12 protein-coding genes and 1 tRNA gene are annotated in these 18619 nt (G+C 69.1%); 1 reads left to right on the forward strand and 12 read right to left on the reverse strand.

Annotated elements, in window-relative coordinates; all coding sequences use genetic code 11:
• Nucleotides 1–18 precede the first annotated feature (18 nt).
• The 6 genes from AB6V29_RS00700 to polA form a co-directional block, all read right to left on the reverse strand.
• Nucleotides 19–390 (reverse strand): hypothetical protein, encoded by a 372-nt coding sequence (locus AB6V29_RS00700; RefSeq protein ID WP_267787378.1) that lies wholly within the window; start codon nucleotides 388–390, stop codon nucleotides 19–21.
• Nucleotides 391–627: 237 nt separating this feature from the next.
• On the reverse strand, nucleotides 628–1392 hold the full coding sequence (locus tag AB6V29_RS00705) for an SGNH/GDSL hydrolase family protein (RefSeq protein ID WP_369356482.1): 765 nt from the start codon (nucleotides 1390–1392) through the stop codon (nucleotides 628–630).
• Between the two features lie 116 nt (nucleotides 1393–1508).
• Nucleotides 1509–2816 (reverse strand): MFS transporter, encoded by a 1308-nt coding sequence (locus AB6V29_RS00710; RefSeq protein WP_369356484.1) that lies wholly within the window; start codon nucleotides 2814–2816, stop codon nucleotides 1509–1511.
• Between the two features lie 23 nt (nucleotides 2817–2839).
• Complete coding sequence (locus AB6V29_RS00715) at nucleotides 2840–3910, reverse strand: LLM class flavin-dependent oxidoreductase (RefSeq protein WP_369356486.1); 1071 nt, start codon at nucleotides 3908–3910, stop codon at nucleotides 2840–2842.
• A 98-nt stretch (nucleotides 3911–4008) separates the two neighbouring features.
• Nucleotides 4009–5685 (reverse strand): DUF885 domain-containing protein, encoded by a 1677-nt coding sequence (locus tag AB6V29_RS00720; protein WP_369356488.1) that lies wholly within the window; start codon nucleotides 5683–5685, stop codon nucleotides 4009–4011.
• A gap of 199 nt (nucleotides 5686–5884) precedes the next feature.
• The gene (polA, locus tag AB6V29_RS00725; RefSeq protein ID WP_369356490.1) at nucleotides 5885–8521 is read right to left on the reverse strand and encodes a DNA polymerase I; all 2637 of its coding nucleotides are present in this window, start codon (nucleotides 8519–8521) and stop codon (nucleotides 5885–5887) included.
• A gap of 60 nt (nucleotides 8522–8581) precedes the next feature.
• Between polA and AB6V29_RS00730 the strand changes: the two genes are divergently transcribed.
• Entirely contained in the window at nucleotides 8582–9013 is a 432-nt protein-coding gene (locus tag AB6V29_RS00730) for a hotdog fold thioesterase (RefSeq protein ID WP_210075211.1), read from the forward strand.
• Nucleotides 9014–9156: 143 nt separating this feature from the next.
• Here the strand turns inward: AB6V29_RS00730 and AB6V29_RS00735 are convergent, their stop codons facing one another.
• From AB6V29_RS00735 to lgt, 6 genes are all read right to left on the reverse strand, one after another.
• Nucleotides 9157–9777, reverse strand: a complete 621-nt coding sequence (locus AB6V29_RS00735; RefSeq protein ID WP_115918621.1) for an ANTAR domain-containing response regulator — start codon at nucleotides 9775–9777, stop codon at nucleotides 9157–9159.
• 70 nt (nucleotides 9778–9847) lie between these two features.
• A tRNA-Leu gene (locus AB6V29_RS00740) sits at nucleotides 9848–9928 on the reverse strand.
• Nucleotides 9929–10017: 89 nt separating this feature from the next.
• Entirely contained in the window at nucleotides 10018–11463 is a 1446-nt protein-coding gene (gene pyk, locus AB6V29_RS00745; RefSeq protein WP_210075209.1) for a pyruvate kinase, read from the reverse strand.
• Between the two features lie 54 nt (nucleotides 11464–11517).
• Nucleotides 11518–12984, reverse strand: a complete 1467-nt coding sequence (locus AB6V29_RS00750) for a glutamate synthase subunit beta (RefSeq protein ID WP_369356492.1) — start codon at nucleotides 12982–12984, stop codon at nucleotides 11518–11520.
• Nucleotides 12977–17554 carry a glutamate synthase large subunit gene (gene gltB, locus AB6V29_RS00755; protein WP_210075205.1) on the reverse strand — a complete coding sequence of 1526 codons (4578 nt, stop codon included), beginning with the start codon at nucleotides 17552–17554 and terminating at the stop codon, nucleotides 12977–12979. The genes AB6V29_RS00750 and gltB overlap by 8 nt, the downstream gene beginning before the upstream one ends.
• Nucleotides 17555–17606: 52 nt before the next feature.
• A complete protein-coding gene (lgt, locus tag AB6V29_RS00760) occupies nucleotides 17607–18611 on the reverse strand; it encodes a prolipoprotein diacylglyceryl transferase (RefSeq protein WP_369356494.1) in 1005 nt (334 codons plus the stop codon).
• Nucleotides 18612–18619 lie beyond the last annotated feature (8 nt).

An 18619-nucleotide genomic window follows, 5' to 3' on the forward strand; every position in this document is an offset into this window, starting at 1 on the left:
GCCGCCCCGGTCTCCCGCTCACTGCGCAGGTAGGCACCCACCGTCGAGGATGTAGCCGCCGATCTCGACCGAGACGGAGGTGCCGGACACCTCTCCGAAAAGGCAGCCGCCCTGCGGCCCGGTCGCCGCGAAAAGCACGCTGTTCGCCTCGGCGCGCACCTGCGGCGACAGCGCTCCCCCCTCGTCGAGCAGCGTGGCGACCTCCTCGGCCGACAGCTCCTTCTCTTTGGCTGCCGTCCGCAGCACGGCGACGATATCGGCCGAGACATCCTCGGCGGCCGCGCGCGCGTCGTCGTCGATGCTCATCCGGTCGCGATACCGTTCGTTCGCCGCCATCGCCGCATCCGGATCGTAGGGAGCGCACTCCGGCGGCAGCTGCACGCCCTCCATCGTGGGGCATGCGTACGACGCAGTGATGCTCTCGGTCGGTGTCGGCCCCGATGCGCCTGCGGCATGCGCCGCGCAGCTCGTGGCGGTGGCGACGGTCGCGACAGCGACGATGAGCGCAAAAACGGTTCTCTTCATATGTTCCCCCCGCGCACAGTCTCGCAGGGGGCACATCTCGACGAGGGCATGTGCGCAGAGATCAGCGGATGCCGAGACCCGGCGATCCGAGGACGACGTCGCTCAATCCCCCGGCGTCAGCTCCACCCACCCGCCGCCGAACTTCGCCTGACGGTTGTCGCCCGACGAGGTGCCCGTAAGACGCCGGCGGACCCAGGGGCCGACGTGCTCGCGGTAATAGGCGGTGCCCTTCAGACGCTGGGCCTCGGGGATCTCGCGCAGGTTCCACCACTCCGTGGGCGGGGTGAGGCCGACCGACTCGATCACGCGCGCGGCGACCCGGTGATGACCGCGCGCGTTCATGTGCAGCCGGTCGACCGACCAGAACTCCCCGCCCGCGAGCTCGCGGTCGAACCAGTTGTACGCCGTGATCACGTCGGGTCGGGCTTCGAGGCGCTTCTCGACGGCGCGCGAGAGGCGGTCGCCGCGGGCTTCGATGAGCGCACCCAGCGGAAGCCCGGCCGTGGGGTTCGCGCCCGACAGCACAATGAGCTTCACGCCCTCTTCATCGCAGCGGCGCACGACGTGGTCGAAGAGGTCGACGATGCGGTCGATGCCCGTCCGCGGACGCAGCATGTCGTTGCCGCCGCCGTTGAACGACAGGTGCGTCGGCTTCAGCGCCAGCGCGGGCTCGAGCTGTTGAGCGACGATCGGCTCGATGAGCCTGCCGCGGATCGCGAGGTTCGCGTATTCGATCGGCTCCCCCGCGGCATCCGCCCATCCCTGCGCCGCCAGATCGGCCCAGCCCCGGACGGTGCCGTCGGGCAGTTCGTCGCCGACGCCTTCGGTGAACGAGTCGCCGATCGCGACGTAGCGGACGGATGCCATGGCTCGAGCCTACGCGGGCGCGATGCGGTCGCAGGCAGCGGGGTGCCCTCCGGGACGCGTCCCGTCGTGCGGCCGGAGGCTCGAGCGGCGAACACCTCCGCGACGGTCGGGGTGATCTAGGCCAGAGCGCGCCCGCGCTGCTCGCGCAGGAACAGTGCCGCCACCACGGCCACCGCGAAGAACGCCGCGAAAACGATGAACAGCAGCGGGGCGCCCCCGAGTCCGAGCAACGGCGGCACGGCGAGCGGCGCGAGAATCGACGCGATCCGCCCGACGCCCGCGGCCCAGCCGGAGCCGGTGGCGCGCAGCGGCGTGGGGTACGTCTCGGGGGTCGCGGCATAGAGTGCGCCCCAGGCGCCGAGGTTGAAGAACGACAGCGCCATGCCCGCGGCGATCACCGCGACCTCACCGGTCGCGGTGCCGAAGAGCACCGCGGCCACCGCGGAACCGGCGAGGAAGGCCGCTAGTGTCGCGCGCCGACCCCAGACCTCGATCAGCCACGCGGCGACGGCGTAGCCGGGCAGCTGCGCGAGCGTGATGACGAGGGTGAATCCGAACGAGCGCACGAGATCGTACCCCTGGGCCACGAGGATCGTGGGGATCCAGATGAACGCCCCGTAGTACGAGAAGTTCACGCAGAACCACAGCACCCACAGGGCCACCGTGCGAGCCCGCAGCGCCGGGGCCCAGAGCGTGCTCACGCGCGGGCGCGGGGCTGGAGCGGAGGGCGCGACCCCCTCGGTCGAAGCCTCGAGGGCGATGCGACCGGCCGCGGCTTCGAGATCGCGCACGATGACGATCGCCTCGGCGTTGCGTCCGCGCGAAGCCAGCCAGCGCGGCGACTCGGGCAGACCCCACCGCACGATCAGGGCGTACACCGCGGGGATCGCACCGAGCGCGAAGGCCCAGCGCCAGCCGTCGGCGGACGACGGCACGACGAGGTAGCCGATCAGCGCCGCCGCGGTCCACCCGACGGCCCAGAACGCCTCGAGGAAGACGATGAGCCGGCCCCGCATACGCGCGGGCGCGAACTCGCTGACGTACGTCGAGGCCACCGGCAGCTCGGCCCCGAGCCCGAGACCGACGACGAAGCGGAGCACGAGGAGCGCTGCCAGACCGCCCACCAGCGCACTGGCACCGGTCGCCACACCGTAGACCAGCAGGGTCAGCGCGAAGACGTACCGGCGCCCGAACCGGTCGGCCAGCAACCCTCCGACGCTCGCCCCGATCGCCATACCGGCGAAGCCCGCCGACGCGATCCACGACGCCTGCGTCGGCGCCAGCTGCCACTGCACGCTGAGGGCCGCGATGACGAACGAGATGAGGCCCACGTCCATGGCATCCAGGGCCCACCCCAGACCCGACCCGCCCAGGATCCGCCCGTGACGACGGGTGAACGGCAGCGCGTCGAGACGTTCGGACACCCGAATGGTGTCGGTGGTCGTGGTCACCGGATGCCGGGGGCGTCGGCCGACGCGGGGGTGTCGGCGAGCATCTCTTCGACGAGAGGACGCACCTTGGTGCCGTACAACTCGATGCTCGACAGGAGCCGGTCGTGCGAGATGGACCCGCTCGCGATCTTCATCTGGAAGCGTGAGTTGCCCAGTGCCCGCACGGTCGCGGCGATCTTGCGGGCGACGGTCTCGGGCGAACCGACGTACATCGACCCCTCGGGGCCCACGTCGTGCTGGAAGCGCATGCGGTTGTACTCGGGCCAGCCGCGCTCACGGCCGATGGTGTTGTTGAGCTCGGCGACGCCCTCGAAAGCCTCGTCCCACGCCTGCTCGTCGGTCTCGGCGACGTGGCCGGGCGAGTGCACCGAGATCGGCATCTGGGGTTTGCCGAGCTCTGCCAGCGAACGGCGATACAGGTCGGCGTAGGGGCGGAATCGGGCAGCCGAGCCGCCGATGATGGCGAGCACGAGACCGTAGCCGTAGCGGGCCGTGCGCACGACCGACTCCGGCGAGCCGCCGACGCCGACCCACGCGGTCAGACCCGTCTCGGTCTTGGGGTACACATCGGCATCCTGGAGCGCGGCGCGCGTGCGACCCGACCAGGTGACGGGCTTCTCGGTCAGCAGGTGCGAGAACAGCTCCAGCTTCTCTTCGAACAGCTGCTCGTAATCGGCGAGGTCGTAGCCGAAGAGGGGGAACGACTCGATGAAGGAGCCCCGCCCAAGGATGACCTCGGCGCGTCCGTTTGAGATCGCATCCAGGGTGGCGAAGCGCTCGTACACGCGCACGGGGTCGTCGCTCGAGAGCACGGTCACCGCGGTGCCGAGGTGGATGTTCTTCGTCCGCGCGGCGGCCGCGGCCAGGACGATCTCGGGGCTGGTGACCGCGAAGTCCTTGCGGTGGTGCTCGCCCACTCCGAAGAACGACAGACCGACCTCGTCGGCCACAACGGCCTGATCCACGACGTTTCGGATGGTCTGCGCATCGGACAGCAGCGACCCGTCGGGGGCGCGCGAGATGTCTCCGAAGGTGTCGAGGCCGAGCTCGAGGGAACGGGCGTCCATGGGGTCTCCTTGCATTCGGATGAATGAACTTTACGCGACGACGGGGTATTCCCCCGCATCGCCGAGGGGCGCCGACTCGGCGACGCCCCTCGGGGAGATCAGGCGGATGCCAGCGCTGCGCGCAGCGTGTCGAGACCGACCCCGCCGATGTCCAGCGCGCGCGTGTGGAACTGCTTCATCGAGAAGTCGGAACCGCGGCGTTGCTCCTCTTCGTCGCGCACCTGCTCCCAGATGCGCTGACCGACCTTGTACGACGGCGCCTGTCCGGGCCAGCCGAGGTAGCGGTTCACCTCGAAGCGCACGAACTCCTCGCTCATGTTCACGTTCTTCAGCATGAACGCCAGAGCGTAGTCGTGGTCCCACACGCCGGTGCCGTCCAGGCGCGGCTTCTGCAGGTGCACGCCGATGTCGAGCACCACGCGGGCGGCGCGCATGCGCTGCCCGTCGAGCATGCCGAGGCGATCGGCGGGATCGTCGAGGTATCCCAGCTGCTCCATGAGGCGCTCGGCGTAGAGCGCCCAGCCCTCGGCGTGGCCGCTCGTGCCCGCGAGAAGGCGCCGCCACGAGTTGAGCTGTGCGCGGTTGTACACGGCCTGCGCGATCTGGAGGTGGTGCCCGGGAACGCCCTCGTGGTAGACCGTGGTCAGCTCGCGCCAGGTGTCGAACGTGTCGACGCCCTCGGGAACCGACCACCACATGCGTCCCGGTCGCGAGAAGTCGTCGGTCGGGCCGGTGTAGTAGATCCCGCCCTCGTTCGTGGGAGCGATCATGCACTCGAGGTTGCGGATGGGATCGGCGATGTCGAAGTGCGTGCGACCGAGCTCCTCGACGGCCTTGTCGCTCGTTCGCTGCATCCATTCCTGCAGGGCCTTCGTGCCGCGGAGCTTGCGCGACTCGTCCTTCTCGAGGAAGGCCACCGCCTCTTCGACGCTGGCGCCGGGCAGGATCTCGTTCGCGATGGCCTCCTGCTCGGCGACCATGCGCGCGAGTTCCTCGACGCCCCACTCGTAGGTCTCGTCGAGGTCGATCTCGGCGCCCAGGAAGTGCCGGGAGTGCAGCGCGTACATCTCGCGCCCGACCGCGTCGGTCTCGCCCGCCACGGGAGCGAGTTCCGACGACAGGAACGACGCCAGCGAGTCGTACGCGACGCGTGCGGCGTTGGCGTGGGTCGAGAGGTCTCGAGCGAGGGATGCCGGCAGCTGGCCCTCGTCGGGAGCAGCCTCGCCCACGAACTCGGCGAAGAACCCCGTGTCGGAGGTGTAGCGGGCGATCTGCGTGACCACCTCGGTCACCTGGCGGCGAGCGGGAACGATGCCCTCGCTGATGCCCTGACGAAGGGTCGAGATGTAGCCGTCGATCGCCCCCGGTAGGGCCTTGAGCCGCGCCGAGATGGTCGACCAATCGTCGACGGTCGCCGTCGGCATGAGGTCGAAGGTCGAGCGGATGTCCTGCGCGGGAGACGCGATGACGTTCAGGTCGCGCAGGTGCGTCTTCGCCTCGTGCTGCTCGATCATCAGCGCGAGCTCGCGGCCCAGGTCCATCTTGGTGACGGTGTCGATCGCATCGACTGCGTCGGCGCCGTCGAGGGCCGCTTTGGTCGCGCGGGCGTCGGCGATGAGGGCCTCGGCACCCTGGGGGCTGTAGTCGCCGAAGCGTCCGTTGTGCTCGAAACGCCCGATGTAGGTCGCGAGAGTCGGTTCACGCTCGGCCAGGGTGTCGACCCACGCGTCGGCGATCGTGTCGATCGGCGTGGGGGTGCGTTGTGCGTCAGTCATCCTCCGAGCCTAGGGAAGCTGGGACCGGTCCGCACGTCCCCCCCTCCCCCCCCGTGCGCAGCGGCGCGGAGTGAGCTGACGGGCGAAGATCTGGGAACGGAGGAGCCTGTGGCCACCGTGGGTGCTCCCGTTCTCGGGATCTCCTCCGGTCAGCCGGGTCGCCGGGCCCTAGGTTCGCGGGCGCGGGCGGCCGGAGCCGCTAGTGCCCCGCTTCGTCCCAATCGCCGCCGCGGCCGATCTGCACGTCGAGCGGCACGGAGAGATCGGCCGCGTCGGCCATGCGTGCGCGGACGATCTGCTCGACGGCATCCCACTCCCCCGCCGCCACCTCGACGACGAGCTCGTCATGGATCTGCAGCAGCACGCGCGAACGCAGGCCCGCGGCCGCGAGCTCGTCGCGGATGCGGAACAGGGCGACCTTCATGATGTCGGCGGCACTCCCCTGGATGGGGGCGTTGAGAGCCGCGCGCTCGGCGTTCTCGCGAAGGACGCGGTTCATGCTCGTGAGGTCAGGGAACGGGCGACGCCGACCGAAGATGGTCTCGGTGTAGCCGTCCTGCCGCGCCTGCTCGACCGAGCCCCGCAGGTAATCGCGCACCGCGCCGAAGCGGGCGAAGTACTCGAGCATGAGCTTCTTGGCTTCGGACTGCTCGATGCGCAGCTGCTTCGACAGACCGAACGCCGAGAGCCCGTAGACGAGGCCGTACGACATCGCCTTGACCTTGGTGCGCATCGCCGGGGTGACGTCCTCGGGTTCGACGCCGAAGACGCGCGCGCCGACGAAGCGGTGGAGGTCCTCACCGGAGTTGAACGCCTCGATGAGCCCCGGGTCGCCGGAGAGGTGCGCCATGATGCGCATCTCGATCTGCGAGTAGTCGGCCGTGAGCAGCGTCTCGTAGCCCTCGCCGACTTCGAACGCGGCGCGGATGCGCCGGCTCTCTTCGGTGCGGATCGGGATGTTCTGCAGGTTCGGATCGGTGCTCGACAGACGCCCGGTCTGGCTGCCGGTCTGCACGTAGGTGGTGTGGATGCGGCCGTCCGCACCGGTCGCGGCGTCGAGGGCGTCGATGATCTGCTTCAGCTTGGTCGCCTCACGGTGGCGCAGCAGCAGGTCGAGGAAGGGGTGGTCGGCGCTCTCTTGCAGGTCGGCGAGGGCCGCGGCATCCGTCGTGTACCCGCTCTTCGTCTTGCGGGTCTTCGGCAGCTGCAGTTCGTCGAACAGCACCTCTTGCAGCTGCTTCGGCGAGCCGAGGTTGACCTCATGACCGATCGCTGCGTAGGCGTCGCGCGCCAGGGCGTCGGCGCGGGCGGCCAGCTCGCTCGAGAAGCTCGACAGCTTCTCGTGCGAGACGGCGACGCCGGCGAGCTCCATGTCGGCCAGGGCCGTGAGCGTGGGCAGCTCGATGTCGTCCAGCACCTCGGCGACGCGGCCGGGGAGCTCGGCCCGCTGGGCCTCGGCCACCCGGCGGGCGAACCACGACAGCTGCCCGGGGGTCGCCCCCTCGGTCTCGGGGACGAGCTGGGTGGGATCCGCCACGGGGAGCTTCTCGTCGAGCACGCGCTCCACGAGGTCGCCGAGGGTCTTGTCGGGGAAGCTCGGCCGCACGAGCCACCCCGCGAGCACGACGTCGAACGCGAGAGCGCCGACGGTCAGGCCACGGCGGGCCAGCGCCTTGATCTGCGGCTTCGCATCGGCGAACACCTTGGGGGCATCGGATGCCAGCCACGACGCGAGCGCGTCGCCCACGGCATCCGTCCACTCGGTCTCGACCGCGGCGTCGGCCGAGGCGAGACCGATCGCGGTGGGCTGCGAGCCCTCGAGCGTGACAGTGACGCCGACCGGGCCCTCGGCCGCGGCGGCCCAGGCTGCCAGGGCCTCGGCGTCGAGACGCGCGGCGGTCGGAGCGGTCGCGGTGGGGCGCTGTTCCTCTCCCTCGCCGGCGTCGCCACCGAGCGCGTCGAACACGCGCGGCAGCAGGGTGCGGAACTCGAGGCGCGCGAAGATGTCGCGCACCGCCTGGGCGTCGAGCGGGTGCATCTTGAGGTCTTGCGGGCCGACGGGCAGCTCGACGTCGCGCAGCAGACGGTTGAGGGTGCGGTTGCGGCGCACGCCGTCGATGTGCTCTCGCAGATTGCCGCCCACCACACCGGTGATCTTGTCGGCGTTGTCGAGAAGCGCGTCGAGGGAGCCCCACTGCGTCAGCCACTTGACCGCGGTCTTCTCGCCGACCTTGGGCACGCCCGGCAGGTTGTCGCTGGTCTCGCCGACCAGCGCCGCGATCTCGGGGTACTGCGCGGGCGGCAGGCCGTACTTCTCGATCACGGCGGCAGTGTCGTACCGCTTGAGCTGCGAGACTCCCTGCACGTTCGGGTAGAGCAGCGTCACGTCGTCGGTGACCAACTGGATCGTGTCGCGGTCGCCCGAGCACACGAGCACCTCGAAGCCCTGTTCCTCACCCTGTGTGGCGAGGGTCGCGAGGATGTCGTCGGCCTCGAAGTCTTCTTTCGCGAGCACCGGCACGCCCATCGCACGCAGGCAGTCCTGCAGGAGAGGGATCTGGCCCTTGAACTCGGCGGGCGACTCGCTGCGATTCGCCTTGTACTCGGCGTACTCGCGGGTGCGGAACGACTGGCGCGAGGTGTCGAACGCCACGGCGAGGTGCGTGGGCTTCTCGGCCTTGACGAGGTTGACGAACATCGACAGGAAGCCGTAGATGCCGTTGGTGTGCTGGCCGTCCTTCGTCGAGAAGTTGTCGACCGGCAGGGCGTAGAACGCCCGATACGCCAGCGAATGGCCGTCGACGACGAGGAGAGTAGGCTTTTCGGCATCCGTCACCCCTCCAGCGTAACGAGAACCACGGACACTCCCCCGGCCCCGGCCCGATCGAAGGCGATGATGACCTCCACGACCCCCGACACGACTTCCGGCCTCGACTGGGCGAAGGAGCGCGGAATGGGCGCCCTGGCCGAGAAGATGGGCATCGAGTGGGTCGAGTTCTCGGTCGAGCGAAGCGTCGCCACCATGCCGGTCGAGGGCAACACGCAGCCGGTCGGCCTGCTGCACGGCGGCGCCTACGTCGTGCTGGGCGAGTCGCTCGGCTCCATGGCCGCGAACCTGTACGCCGGGTCGGGCAAGCTCGCCGTCGGCATCGACATCAATGCCACGCACACCCGTTCGGCGACATCGGGGATCGTGACGGGCGTGTGCACACCGGTCCACCTCGGCCGCTCGCTCACCGTGCACGAGATCGCCGTCTCCGACGAGCAGGGCCGCCGCTGCTCGACGATCCGCATCACCAACATGATCAAGGACGCCCCGCGTCCCTGACGCCGCGAGGCCCCCGGGCTCGTCGAAGGGTTCTCCTCCGACGCGATGTCTCGGTGGACCCGACGATCCTGACCCCACCCGGTACACGCCGAAACGAAAAATGGATGCCACCGAAGCGGCATCCATTCGTCGAGGAATTCTGACTAGGCCTTCTTGGGGGCCAACTGCTCGATGATCGCCTTGGCGACGTCCTGCATGGTGAGGCGGCGGTCCATCGACGCCTTCTGGATCCAGCGGAAAGCCTCGGGCTCGCTCAGCCCCATCTTCTCGTTGAGCAGGCCCTTCGCGCGGTCCACGAGCTTGCGGGTCTCGAAGCGCTCGACCATATCGGCGACCTCGGCCTCGAGCGTGATGATCTGCTCGTAGCGAGCGAGGGCGATCTCGATCGCGGGGAGCAGGTCGTTCGGCGTGAACGGCTTCACGACGTACGCCAGGGCGCCGGCCTCGCTGGCGCGCTCGACGAGCTCCTTCTGGCTGAAAGCGGTGAGGAGCACGACGGGGGCGATGTGGTTCTTGCTGAGCTTCTCGGCGGCGCTGATCCCGTCGAGCTGCGGCATCTTGACGTCCATGATCACGAGATCGGGACGAAGCTCGGTGGCGAGCTGGACGGCGGTCTCGCCGTCGCCGGCCTCGCCCACGACGTCGAAGCCGTTGTCGCGGAGGATCTCGACGATGTCGAGGCGGATGAGCGACTCGTCTTCCGCGACCACGACGCGTCGGGGGGCGGCCGGAGCGTTGGCCGGAACGGCTTCTTGATCAGTCACGGAACCATCCTAAGTCTGGTGGGGCGTGAAGCCCCGGATCACAGCCCGATCGCTCGGGTGCTGTCTCGGGTACCGGTGGTGGGACTCGAACCCACACGTCTTTCGACAGAGCATTTTGAGTGCCCCGCGTCTGCCATTCCGCCACACCGGCAGGTGTTGCGTACCCAACTTACCGGCGTGGACGCCGGGGTGGGAACGCGAAGACGCGCGCCGGGCGGACCCGGCGCGCGCCTTCGAGGGTCAAACCTCTTTGTAGACCGGGGCCGCGCCGTGGACGGCGTCGCCGACGCGGTGCACGCGCAGGTCGTTCGTCGAGCCAGCGATTCCGGGAGGGGAACCCGAGATCACGACGACCTTGTCTCCCACCTCGGCCAGCTTGTGGCTCAGGAGATAGTCGTCGACCTGCAGGAACATCTTGTCGGTGTGCGACACGTGCTCGACCAGGGTTGAACGCACACCCCACGTCAGCGCGAGACGACGGCGGATGCCGGGCTCGGGCGTGAACGCGATCATCGGGATGGTCGATCGCAGACGCGACATGCGACGCGCCGAGTCTCCCGACTCGGTGAAGACGCAGAGGAACTTCGCCTCGACGAAGTCGGCGACCTCGACGGCGGCGAGGGTGATGGCGCCACCCTGCGTGCGGGGCTTGTTGGTCAGGGGCGCGATGCGCTCCAGGCCGTGCTCCTCGGTCGAGGCGACGATGCGGGCCATGGTCTCGACGACCACGACCGGGTAATCGCCCACGCTGGTCTCACCCGAGAGCATGACCGCGTCCGCGCCGTCGAGGACGGCGTTGGCGACGTCGCTGGTCTCGGCGCGCGTGGGAACCGGGCTGGTGATCATCGACTCGAGCATCTGCGTCGCGACGATGACGGGCTTCGCCATGCGGCGGGCCAGCTCGACCGCGCGCTTCTGCACGATCGGCACGGCCTCGAGCGGCAGCTCGACGCCGAGGTCGCCGCGGGCGACCATGATGCCGTCGAACGCGTCGATGATCTCTTCGAGGTTGTCGACCGCCTGCGGCTTCTCGATCTTGGCGATGACGGGCACGTAGCGTCCCTCTTCGGCCATGATCTCGTGCACGCGCTCGATGTCTTTCGCATCGCGGACGAACGAGAGGGCGATGAGGTCGGCGCCGGCGTTCAGGCCCCAGCGGAGGTCCGCCTCGTCCTTCTCGCTCAGGGCGGGGACGTTCACGGCCACGCCGGGCAGGTTGATGCCCTTGTTGTTGGAGACCGGGCCGCCGACGATGACCTTGGTGGTGACGACGGTGCCGTCGGTCTCGACGACCTCGACGCGGACCTTGCCGTCGTCGATGAGCAGGAAGTCGCCGGGGCGGACGTCCTGGGGCAGGCCCTTGAACGTGGTGCCGACGATCTCCTTGGTGCCGAGGATGTCCTCGATGGTGATCTTGAAGATGTCGCCGGGAAGCAGGTCGTGAGGGCCGTTCTCGAACTTGCCGAGACGGATCTTCGGGCCCTGCAGGTCGACCAGGGCGGCGACCGGGCGTCCGGCGTCTTCCGCCGCCTTGCGCACGTTGGCGAAGTTGGCGTCGTGCACGGAGTAGTCTCCGTGGCTCAGGTTCAGGCGGGCGACATCGACGCCGGCGTCGATGATGGCGCGAACCATCTCATACGACGACGTGGCGGGCCCGAGTGTTGCGACGATCTTGGCGCGTCTCATCCGGTTTCAAGCTCCGTGAAATTTTCGGGAAGTGGCCGATCGGCCCTTGCCAGCTTAGGCGGGCAGGAGGCCGATGGCGACATCGGTCGGGCGCACCGGTGCGGGTAGCACCGTCTCGCCCATGAGGAACGTGTCGACCTCGGCGGCGACCGCGCGGCCTTCGGCGATGGCCCACACGATCAGGGACTGTCCGCGACCGGCGTCGCCGGCGACGAACACTCCCGGGGTGGTGGTGGCGTAGGTCGCGTCGCGTTCCACGTTGCCGCGGTTCGTGAACTGCGTGCCGAGCTGGCTCTCGAGGTGCTCGCGCTCCGGGCCGGTGAAGCCCATCGCGATGAGCACCAGGTCGGCCGGGATCTCGCGTTCGGTGCCGCTCTTGGGCACGCGTCGTCCGTCGACGTACTCGGTCTCGGCCACGCGCAGGGCGCGCACCTCTCCCGCGGCGTTGCCGAGGAACTCCACGGTCGAGGCGAGGAAGGAACGCTCTCCGCCCTCTTCGTGAGCGGATGCCATCTCGAAGAGGTTCGGCATCATCGGCCAGGGCTGCTCGGCCGGGCGCTCGGACGGGGGCTGCTTGCCGATCGCGAGGTTGGTCACGCTCAACGCGCCCTGACGGTGCGCCGTGCCGATGCAGTCGGCTCCGGTGTCGCCGCCGCCGATGACGACGACGTGCTTGCCCTCCGCCGTGATCTGGTGCGGCACCTGATCGCCCGCGACGGCCTTGTTGCCCTCGACGAGGTATTCCATGGCGTAGTGCACCCCGTCGAGGTCGCGGCCCGGGATCGCCAGGTCGCGCGGCACGGTGGAGCCGGTCGCCACCACGACGGCGTCGTAGCGGGCCCGCAGGTCGCTCCACGACACGTCCTTGCCGATCTCGACGCCGGCGCGGAAGCGCGTGCCCTCGGCCTGCATCTGGCGAAGGCGCAGCTCGAGGTGGCGCTTCTCCATCTTGAAGTCGGGGATCCCGTAGCGCAGCAGACCGCCGATGCGGTCGTCACGCTCGAACACCGCAACGGTGTGGCCGGCGCGCGTGAGCTGCTGGGCGGCGGCGAGGCCGGCGGGGCCGGAGCCCACGACGGCGACCGTCTTGCCGGTCAGGCGCTCGGGCGGCTCGGGCTCGACCCAGCCGTTGCCGAACGCCTCGTCGATGATCGAGACCTCGACCTGCTTGATCGTCACGGCCGGCTGATTGATGCCGAGCACGCACGAGCTCTCGCACGGCGCGGGGCACAGCCGACCGGTGAACTCCGGGAAGTTGTTCGTCGCGTGCAGGCGCTCGATCGCCGCGCGGCCCTCGCCGCGCCACGTGAGGTCGTTCCACTCGGGGATCAGGTTCCCGAGCGGACAGCCCTTGTGACAGAACGGGATGCCGCAGTCCATGCACCGACCGGCCTGGCGCTTGATGACGGCCGAATCACCCGGCTCGTACACCTCTTTCCAGTCCATGATGCGCACCGGCACCGGCCGGCGCTGAGGGAGCTCGCGCTCCGTGACCTTGAGAAAGCCCTTCGGGTCAGCCACCCGTCACCTCCAGAATGCGCTTCCAGACGACGTCGCCGTCGGGGTCGAGCCCCTCGGTGACCGCCTCCTGGCGGGTCTGCAGCACAGCGGCGTAATCGCGCGGCAGCACCCGGACGAAGTTGTCCACCTCGGCCTCGAAGTCGTCGAGCAGACGACGGGCCAGCGTGGAATCGGTCTCTGCGACGTGCTTCTCGAGCAGGTCGCGGAGGATCTCGGCATCCCCCGATCCGAGGGAACCGAGCTCGAGCTCACCGGATGCCATGGCCTCGCGGTTCACCAGATCACGGTCGAGCTTGTAGACGTAGGCCTGGCCGCCCGACATTCCGGCGCCGAGGTTACGACCCGTGGCGCCGAGGATCACGGCGAGGCCGCCGGTCATGTACTCGAGCGCGTGGTCGCCCACGCCCTCGACGACCGCGGTGGCACCCGAGTTGCGGACGAGGAACCGCTCGCCGACGACGCCGTTCAGGAACATCTGCCCCTGCGTGGCGCCGTAGCCGATGACGTTTCCGGCGATGACGTTCTCGGATGCCGCGAACGTCGAGCCACGAGGCGGGCGGACGACGATCGTTCCTCCCGACAGGCCCTTGCCGACGTAGTCGTTCGAGTCGCCCTCCAGGCGCAGCGTGATGCCTGCGGGCATGAACGCGCCGAACGATTGTCCGGCCGAGCCCGTCAGACGCACGTCGATCGAGTTCTCCGGCAGACCGTGCTCGCCCCGCGCCTTGGTGACGTGGTGGCCGAGCATGGTCCCCACCGCGCGGGCGGTGTTGCGGATCGGCAGGTCGATCGTGAGCTGACCGCCGTTGGCGATGACGTCCTGCGCGCGCTCGATGAGCTGTACGTCGAAGTGGTCCTCGAGCTCGTGGTCCTGGTTGCGGGCGTGGCGGCGCGGCTCGTCCTCGGCGAAGCGGGGTCCTTCGAGGATCGGCGACAGGTTGAGGCCCCGAGCCTTCCAGTGCTGGATCGCCTCATTGGCATCCAGCAGCTCCGAACGTCCCACGATCTCGTCGATCGAGCGGAAGCCCATCGCGGCGAGGTACTCGCGTACCTCCTGGGCGATGAACTCCATGAAGTTGATGACGTACTCGGCCTTGCCGGTGAAGCGTTCGCGCAGCACCGGGTTCTGCGTCGCGACGCCGACGGGGCAGGTGTCGAGGTGGCACACGCGCATCATGATGCAGCCCGAGACGACGAGCGGGGCGGTGGCGAAGCCGAACTCCTCGGCGCCGAGCAGCGCGCCGATGATGACGTCTCGCCCGGTCTTCATCTGCCCGTCGACCTGCACGACCACGCGGTCGCGCATGCCGTTGAGCATGAGCGTCTGCTGCGTCTCGGCCAGACCCAGTTCCCACGGGGTGCCCGCGTGCTTGAGCGAGTTCATCGGGCTCGCGCCCGTGCCGCCGTCCTGGCCCGAGACCAGGATGACGTCGCTCAGCGCCTTGGCGACACCCGCCGCGACCGCACCGATGCCCGACTGGCTGACGAGCTTCGTGTGGATGCGAGCCGAGGGGTTGGCGCGCTTGAGGTCGAAGATGAGCTGCTTGAGGTCTTCGATCGAGTAGATGTCGTGGTGCGGCGGCGGCGAGATGAGCCCGACGCCGGCGGTCGCGTGACGCGTGCGCGCCACCCACGGGTACACCTTGGTCGGCGGCAGCTGACCTCCCTCGCCGGGCTTGGCGCCCTGCGCGAGCTTGATCTGGATGTCGTCGGCCTTGGTGAGGTACAGGCTCGTCACTCCGAAGCGACCGGATGCCACCTGCTTGATGGCGCTGCGGCGCTCGGGGTCGAGCAGACGGTCGACGTCTTCTCCGCCCTCGCCGGTGTTCGACTTGCCGCCGATGCGGTTCATCGCGACGGCGAGCACCTCGTGCGCCTCTTTCGAGATCGAGCCGTAGCTCATGGCACCGGTCGAGAACCGCTTGACGATGGCCGAGACCGGCTCGACCTCGTCGATGGGCACCGCGGGGCGGGTGCCGGTGCGCAGCCCGAAGAGACCGCGGAGGGTCTTGAGCTCGTGCGCCTGGTCGTCGATCAGCTGCGTGTACTCGCGGAAGATGTCGTACCGGCGCTCGCGCGTAGCGTGCTGCAGACGGAACACCGTGTCGGGGTTGAACAGGTGCGGGGCCCCGTCGCGGCGCCACTGGTACTCGCCGCCGGTCCACAGCCGCTCGTGCGCCCGCGCCGCCGCGTCCTGCGGGTAGGCGTACTCGTGGCGTGCGGCGTTCTCGGCCGCGATGACGTCGAGGCCCACACCGCCGAGCTTGGTCTCGGTGCCGGTGAAGTAGGCGTCGATGAAGTCGCGCGACAGGCCCACGGCCTCGAACACCTGGGCGCCCGCGTACGACGACACCGTCGAGATGCCCATCTTCGACATGATCTTCAGCACGCCCTTGCCGAGCGCGTAGATCAGGTTCTTGACGGCCTTCTCGGGGGTGACGTTCGTGATGAAGCCGGCGCGCACGAGGTACTCGACGGTCTCCATCGCGAGGTACGGGTTGACCGCCGACGCGCCGTAGCCGATGAGGGTCGCCACGTGGTGCACCTCGCGCACGTCGCCGGCCTCGACCACGAGACCCACCTTCATGCGCGTCTCTTTGCGGATGAGGTGGTGGTGGACGGCCGCGAGCATGAGCAGCGACGGGATCGGGGCCAGATCCTTGTTCGAGTCGCGATCGCTGAGCACGATGAACTCGGCGCCGTCCTCGATGGCCTGGTCGACCTCGGTGCACATCTGCGTGAGGCGCTTCTGCAGCCCCTTGTGCCCGGCCTCGACGCGGTACAGGCCGCGGATCGTCACCGACGACCGCCCCGGCAGGGCCGTGTCGATGTGCTGGATCTTGGCCAGCTCGTCGTTGTCGATCACGGGGAAGTCGAGCGTCACCGTGCGGGTGTGCTCGGGACCCCAGTCGAGGAGGTTGCGCTCGGGGCCGAGACCCAGCGACAGCGAGGTCACGACCTCTTCTCGGATCGAGTCCAGCGGCGGGTTGGTGACCTGCGCGAACTGCTGGGAGAAGTAGTCGAACAACAGGCGCGGGCGGTCGCTGAGCACCGCGACGGGGGCGTCGCTGCCCATCGCGCCGAGAGGTTCGGCACCCCCCTGGCCCATCGGCGTCAGCAGGATGCGCACTTCTTCTTCGGTGTAGCCGAAGGTGCGCTGTCGACGCGTGATCGAGGCGATGGGGTGCACGATGTGCTCGCGCTCGGGCAGCTCGCTGAGCTTCACCCGACCCTTGTCGACCCACTCGCCCCACGGGTGGAGGGCGGCGAGGTCGGACTTGATCTCCTCGTCATCGACGATGCGGCGCTGGGCGGTGTCCACGAGGAACATGCGACCGGGCTGAAGGCGTCCGCGGCGCTTGATGCGCTCCGGCGCGAAGTCGAGCACGCCGGTCTCCGAGCCGATGACGACGAGGCCGTCGGTGGTCTCGGTCCAGCGCCCCGGACGCAGGCCGTTGCGGTCGAGGGTCGCACCGACGAGGGTGCCGTCGGTGAAGATGAGGGCGGCGGGTCCGTCCCAGGGCTCCATCTGCATGGAGTGGAAGTCGTAGAAGGCGCGCAGGGCGGGGTCGATCGTCGCCTGCTTCTCGTACGCCTCGGGGACCATCATCATGATCGCGTGGGGCAGGCTGCGGCCGGTGAGGGTCAGCAGCTCGAGGACCTCGTCGAAGGATGCCGAGTCGCTGGCGCCCTCGGTGCAGATGGGCAGCAGCGGGCGTACGTCGCCGATCAGCTCCGACTCGAGCTGCGACTGGCGCGCCCGCATCCAGTTGCGGTTGCCCTTGACGGTGTTGATCTCGCCGTTGTGCGCGAGCATGCGCAGCGGCTGCGCGAGCGGCCACGACGGGAAGGTGTTGGTCGAGTACCGCGAGTGCACGACCGCGAGCTCGGATGCGAAGCGCTCGTCCTGCAGGTCGGGGTAGAACGGCTCGAGCTGGAGCGTCGTGACCATGCCCTTGTAGCCGAGCGTCCGACTCGACAGCGACACGAAGTACGCCTCGAGCTCGTGCCGCGCGCGCTTGCGCAGGCGGTACACCCGACGGTCGAGCGCGATGCCCGAGAGCGCCGGCTGGTCGCCCGTGGCGGGGCGCGAGACGAAGAGCTGCTCGAATGCCGGGCGGGCCTCGTAGGCGAGCTTGCCGAGGTTCTCGTGCTCGACCGGCACCTCGCGCCAGCCCAGCACCTCGAGGTTCTCGTGGCGCGCGATCTCTTCGATCCCCGCCTTCATCGCGGCGCGCTCGTCGTGGCCGAGCGGCAGGAACACCATTCCGGCGGCGTACTCCCCCACCGGCGGAAGGTCGAAGCCGACGACCGCGCGCAGGAACGCGTCGGGCATCTGGGTCAGGATGCCGGCACCGTCACCGGTGCCCGCGTCGGAGCCGATGGCACCGCGGTGCTCGAGGTTGCGCAGCGCCGTCAGCGCCAGATCGATGATGTCGTGTCCGGCTTCGCCGCGGAGAGTGGCGACCATGGCGAGGCCACAGGCGTCTTTCTCGAACGACGGGTCGTACATTCCCTGGCGGGCGGGGAATGCGCCTCCGACGGTATCGGAACGCAGGCTGGAAGCCATATCAACCGTCCTCACGTTGATGCTTCGAATGGGACGACGTCGGCCCAGGAAATTAGTTCGTGGCGGGGCTGCTTGTGGCGCTGGTGCCGACGGTGTCGCTCGTCGCGGGCGGCTCGCTCACGTCGACGAAGTCAGAGGGGTCGCCTGAGTCTACAGCCCCCGAAGCCTTCGATTCGCGCCCGGGCACGTACGGCGACGGCTCGTAGCCGTGGTGACGACGCGACTGCACGGCGAAGATCACGATGCCGAGGATGACGCCGAAGATGGCCGCCCACACGTTGGTACGCAGGCCCAGGATGATGTCGCTCGGGTCGACGCGGATGGATTCCCAGACGATACGGCCCGCGGAGTACCAGACGAGGTAGATCGCGAACTGCTTCCCCCACTGCAGGGTGAAGCGCTTCCCGACGTACAGGATGACCGCGGCGCCCAGCAGGTTCCAGATGACCTCGTACGCGAAAGTCGGCTGGAAAAGCGTGCCCGATGGCAGTCCGACGGGGATGGCCGGGTTGCCCGCGGCGATCTCGAGGCCCCACGGGAGGTCGGTGGGCTGGCCGAAGAGCTCCTGGTTGAACCAGTTGCCGAAGCGGCCCATGGCCTGCGCGATGATCAGTCCGGGAGCCAGCGCGTCGGCGAAGGTCCAGAAGCGGATGCCGGTCCATCGGCATCCGAGGATGGCGCCGATCGCACCGCCGATGAGGGCGCCGTAGATGGCGATGCCGCCCTCCCAGATGGCCCAGACGGAGCCCGGCTGCGTGATGTTCCACGGGTTGGAGCCGGGGCCGAAGTAGAAACCGGCGTGCGTGGCCACATGGTAGATGCGTGCGACGACGATCGCGAGCGGAACCGCCAGCAGGCAGATGTCGATCACGACCCACTTCTCGGCACCCCGACGCGTCAGGCGCGCGTTCGTCAGGAAGACCGCGACGATGATGCCCGCGACGATGCACAGGGCATAGAAGTGGATGCGGAGCGGACCGAGGTCGACGTACGAGATGGTCGGGCTCGGGATGCTGGCGAGCACGCCGGAGGCGGCGCTCGAGAGGGCGAACGTCATGGGTTCGA

The sequence above is a fragment of the Microbacterium sp. 20-116 genome, from assembly GCF_041079415.1.
GTDB lineage: Bacteria > Actinomycetota > Actinomycetes > Actinomycetales > Microbacteriaceae > Microbacterium.